Source organism: Listeria rocourtiae subsp. hofi (assembly GCF_963575615.1).
In the GTDB taxonomy this organism is placed as follows: domain Bacteria; phylum Bacillota; class Bacilli; order Lactobacillales; family Listeriaceae; genus Listeria_A; species Listeria_A hofi.
The window spans coordinates 1-4,320 of sequence record NZ_CAUYTL010000071.1 but is presented as its reverse complement, the minus strand read 5'-3'; the positions used below and the strand labels follow the sequence as shown (position 1 = coordinate 4,320).

Below are 4,320 nucleotides of genomic sequence, written 5' to 3'. Positions count from 1 at the left end.
TTCTACAAAGTAATACGGTCCAAACGCTAGATTCGTTTCCATAATCTTCCCTGTTCTATCTGTCTCATATTCATCCAGTGGCGTTCCACTTGGTGCCACGCCTTCATACAATCTGAACTTCGCTCCTTCTAAAACTGCTCCCGTGTTCCCAGCTTCATGTTTTAGCAGTTCCACCGATCCTACCTCAGGTTCGTTGATAATCGCAACCGTCAATTCTTTAATTTCTGCACGATCAAGTATAAACTCATGCGGATCACTTAATAATTGGAATCCATCCGGGGCTTCAGTCTCTACTAACTGATACGTACCAAATTTTAGTGTCTGAGGATACGTAACTTTCCCGTCATCTCCGGACTCAAGATCTGTTGCAATTTCATCTAATGTACCGTCACTCATAATTCGAGACAACGCGAACTTCGCGCCTGGTAAAGGATTATTATTCGAGTCTACTTTCATAACAGAAAAACCTGCCTGATCGCCACTCGCTCCACCTTCACCACCCTCTACTCGAACTGCAGCTCCCCCACCTTTTTCAAAATCTTGGGCTGTCACCGTTGCTTCATTCGTATAGGCTTCTATTTCAGAATCTGTTATTCGTGTTTCATAGCTAATTTGTCTACCATAACCATCATCTAGATCTCCTAAGTTAATAGAAAATGTTCTATTAGGTAGGTCTAAATTAGTAACTCCAATGGGAGAAAAACCACCCGCTGGAATTGCATGAGGACTCCCATCCAGTAGATACACATTTCTAACTTTCATGGTATCTGCTACTAATTCTTGCCCCTCACTATAGGAATCATTTACAATCACATTAAATAACGGATCGTAATAACCAGGCATCTCTGGATCAGATTTTAAGTTAGGCGGAATAATAGTAACATACCATTCAATTGTACCGCGATACGTGTAGTATCCAGACTTATAAAATTTATCTCCTGCCGGATTTCCGGGATCTCCTGGTTCGCCAGGTTCCCCTGGATCCCCAGGTTCTTCTGGTGTGATAGGTATTACTACAGAACCACCAGGAACATCAAATACGATATCCACCGGATCCCCAGGTTGAACATCATCACTAAAATTAACATAGAATTCAAAATATCCTTTTACATTCGAATGGGATTCGGGATAGTCCGTAAAAGTAATAGTATATTGTTGACTCCCGGCTTCTGTTGCTTGCCCTGTTGCTACAATTGGTCCTCCCTCACCAACCCTAAAATTTGATTCCAGATTTGGAGCCGTTTGTAGCTCGCTAGGAAGTGTAACTTGCATCGTGTCGCCTTCAAAAACATCCACATCATTCGGTATACTCCATTCATAACGAACTTTAAAGCCTGCATTAATTGGAACCTCAGAAATTTCATTTCCGTCACTATCCAGTATTTTAACATCTGTCACAAATTGATTTCCCCAACTTTTTGCATCTGGGCTTGGACCAGCTGCCATTACCATAACTTGAATAAAAACTAAGCAAAAAATAAAAAATAAAAAACCCTTTTTAAAATTCCTTTTCATAAGTTTCCCTCCTATTTGTATCAATCTCCCTCAACAATAAAGTGAATATTTCTGCTATTCTCATATATTCCCCTTCTTTTTCAAACCTAAACCTGCCTATTACGCCTCTATCCAATACCTAGATTTTATATCCAACGTGACATTAGGTATTATTTTTTACGGGTTAAAACTAGTAATGCGCCTATTAATTCTGCAACGTCATTGTTTTCCTCGCCTGTTTGAGGCAATGCTTCCACGGTTGTCGGACTCGCCCTTGTATTATTTTGATTTTGTACGGTTACTTTTCTTGGTGTTACTTTGACGATTAGCTTTTGCCCGACTTTGATTTCGTCACTTGTGAGGTTGTTGCAAATTTTTTAGCAATGCTTGGAAGGGTATCACCTTTTTTGACGACATAAATTTGTATTTCGTTATCTCCATCTATCATCGCGCTAACCTCTGGTGTCATTGGTGTCACGACGATTGGATCAGCGTCTGGATTTGGCGTTACTGGTGGGCTTACCTGGCGGGTCTGGTGTTATAGGCGGGTTTACTGGTAGCGGATTGTTCCCTCCTTCTCCTGATCCGCCTCCCGAATAGTCATTAACGGTCGCATTTCTCGTTTGCGCCTCGATGTTCGTACCGCCGATTTTCGCTGTATTTTTATAGCTAAACTGACTGACCGCCCGCCATTTTTGTCTGGTAGGTGATGACGACCGAAGTATCTTGAAGATTGCCCAGCTCTAAACAAAAACTTCGATTGGCATCAAGCGTAACGCTTTCATTTCTCGAATAGCGTTCCTTTTTATCAGCATCGCGGTATTTCAATTTCACTGGCCCTATAAGCGTTTGTCCAACGCCCATAATGTCTGTGAAATAGGCATTATCAATATCCAAAAGCGCATTATTCAGCGTGACCATCCAATTAATCATACTACTATCCTCGTCATCGATTCGCCCTTTTTTAAAGACCACCGGCGGTGTACCCGTTCCACCGCCACCCCTCGTCACTTTATGAATCATCAAACCGAGCGTTGTGTAATCACTACCTACAGGGAGAGTAATCGGATTCGTCTAATCGGTTACAATGTTATCTTTATTAAAATCTGCGTAACAAAACATCGAACCATTAATATCTGTGTGTGTATCAACAAATGTGCTAAAAGTCAGAATTTTTTTGTTGTTAATCGAATCAACAACTACTGCTGCCACTGTATTCCCGTTATTGTCTTTCAACAAAAATGGTGTGAAACTGACATATTCAAGCTGTGCATGTAACAACATTGTCATCGTTTCGCCACTATGTACCGCTTGTATCAAATCCCAATCGTACAAGACTTTCACGCGATCATTTTCTTTAAAATCGTTGGAAGCAACACCATTTTTATTTTGCAATTCTACATGTGTAACAAATTGCGAGCCATAGTCCGTCGCAGCTTTTACCTCATAGCCTCCGATGCCTGACAAATAAGCACCTAAAAGTAGCAATCCTAGCAAAAATTTTATCGTTTTTTCATTCCATTACCTCTTTAATAATCTGATGTTCATTTTCCCTTCTTTGTTTTAAGTAAACATAAAAAAGAATTCACAAACACATCCAAGCATTTTCCATATATCACCTATTTGCTGGTTCACTTCCTCACCTAAGGTTATCTGACTGAGTCTACCAATACATTCAGTAGCAACACTCCTGCAATAATTATCACTTGTTTTACGTATATTTACCAAAATCGCATAATTTACATTTTACTCAGAGATGCTGACTCTATTCCTAAAGCCTGCTACCAGCGTGACCAACTTTAAAAATTTATTTAACTTTTCACTTCCTCCGTCTATTGGAATGGTCGATATTTGTTCCTTAGCTCGCTGAAATCCTGTTTTCTGCTTTCGATTTCGTAACGGTAAAACAGGACAGCGGACCTTTTTTTATTTTGGTGATTTTACCGCGAGTAACTAAAGAGTGGAGACATTGTTTAGAGATGCCTAAATGTTCAATGGCTTCTTGCCGAGACAGAAATTCTCGATTTAACAAAACCATAAGTTTTCTTGGTTATTCACGATAGCTCAGCTCTTATTTTAGGCCCAAAACATGCATCTAGAAAAAAACGTACATTCTGAAATATTCTGACAAATCAGACAGGAACGCTGGATAGGTTATACTAAACTGGACAGAAAAAATAAGGTGTGTACTGGAATGTCAACAGAAAAGTGGACACCAAAATTAAGAGAATTTGTTGGCGACTTCAAATTCATGAGGAATGAGATAGTTTAAACTGGAATGAATGCGTTTATAATTATAGTAAGTCTCTAAGTAATCGATAATCTCTAGTTTTGCTTGTACCTTTGTATGGAATTGTTTATCTGGGAGTATTTCGCGTTTAAATGACTTATAGAACGATTCCATAACAGCATTATCATACGGATTTCCCTTACGGGATTGGCTATGGATAAACTTATAGTATCTAGCGCATTCATAAAAGCGATATCCTATATACTGGGAGCCTTGATCAGTATGAATAATGAGGCCATTGTTTGGTTTCTCCTGCTGGATGGCTCCTTCTAAGCTGTCAATAACGAGACTGTCACGTAAATGATCGCGGACAGCAAAACCTACACACTTCCGTGTATAACAATCGATAAAAACATGACAGTACAGCATACCTTCTTGTGTGGGGATATAGCTGATGTCACCAAACCAAATTTGATTTGGCTGTTTTGTGTGAAAATGCTGGTTGATCAGATTGGGATTGAGGATGGGACAAAAGTTGATCTACAAATCAACGGATGTTCCATCCTCTTTATATGTATATAGAAATAAGTACACAA

The 4,320-nt window shown here is 39.6% G+C and carries 6 protein-coding genes; all 6 read right to left on the bottom strand.

Annotation, left to right across the window (positions count from 1 at the left end):
• A partial coding sequence (locus tag R8925_RS15685) for a SpaA isopeptide-forming pilin-related protein (protein WP_430536722.1) occupies nucleotides 1-1,515 on the bottom strand: 1,515 nt, incomplete at its 3' end.
• Nucleotides 1,516-1,664: 149 nt separating this feature from the next.
• On the bottom strand, nucleotides 1,665-1,751 hold the full coding sequence (locus R8925_RS15680) for an LPXTG cell wall anchor domain-containing protein (protein WP_430539462.1): 87 nt from the start codon (nucleotides 1,749-1,751) through the stop codon (nucleotides 1,665-1,667).
• 68 nt (nucleotides 1,752-1,819) lie between these two features.
• Entirely contained in the window at nucleotides 1,820-1,942 is a 123-nt protein-coding gene (locus tag R8925_RS15675; RefSeq protein WP_430536721.1) for a LysM peptidoglycan-binding domain-containing protein, read from the bottom strand.
• Nucleotides 1,943-2,163: 221 nt separating this feature from the next.
• Nucleotides 2,164-2,517 (bottom strand): collagen binding domain-containing protein, encoded by a 354-nt coding sequence (locus R8925_RS15670; protein ID WP_430536720.1) that lies wholly within the window; start codon nucleotides 2,515-2,517, stop codon nucleotides 2,164-2,166.
• Nucleotides 2,518-2,568: 51 nt separating this feature from the next.
• Nucleotides 2,569-2,991, bottom strand: a complete 423-nt coding sequence (locus tag R8925_RS15665) for an Ig-like domain-containing protein (RefSeq protein ID WP_430536719.1) — start codon at nucleotides 2,989-2,991, stop codon at nucleotides 2,569-2,571.
• Nucleotides 2,992-3,715: 724 nt separating this feature from the next.
• Nucleotides 3,716-4,231 (bottom strand): IS3 family transposase, encoded by a 516-nt coding sequence (locus R8925_RS15660; RefSeq protein WP_430539461.1) that lies wholly within the window; start codon nucleotides 4,229-4,231, stop codon nucleotides 3,716-3,718.
• Nucleotides 4,232-4,320: the final 89 nt, after the last annotated feature.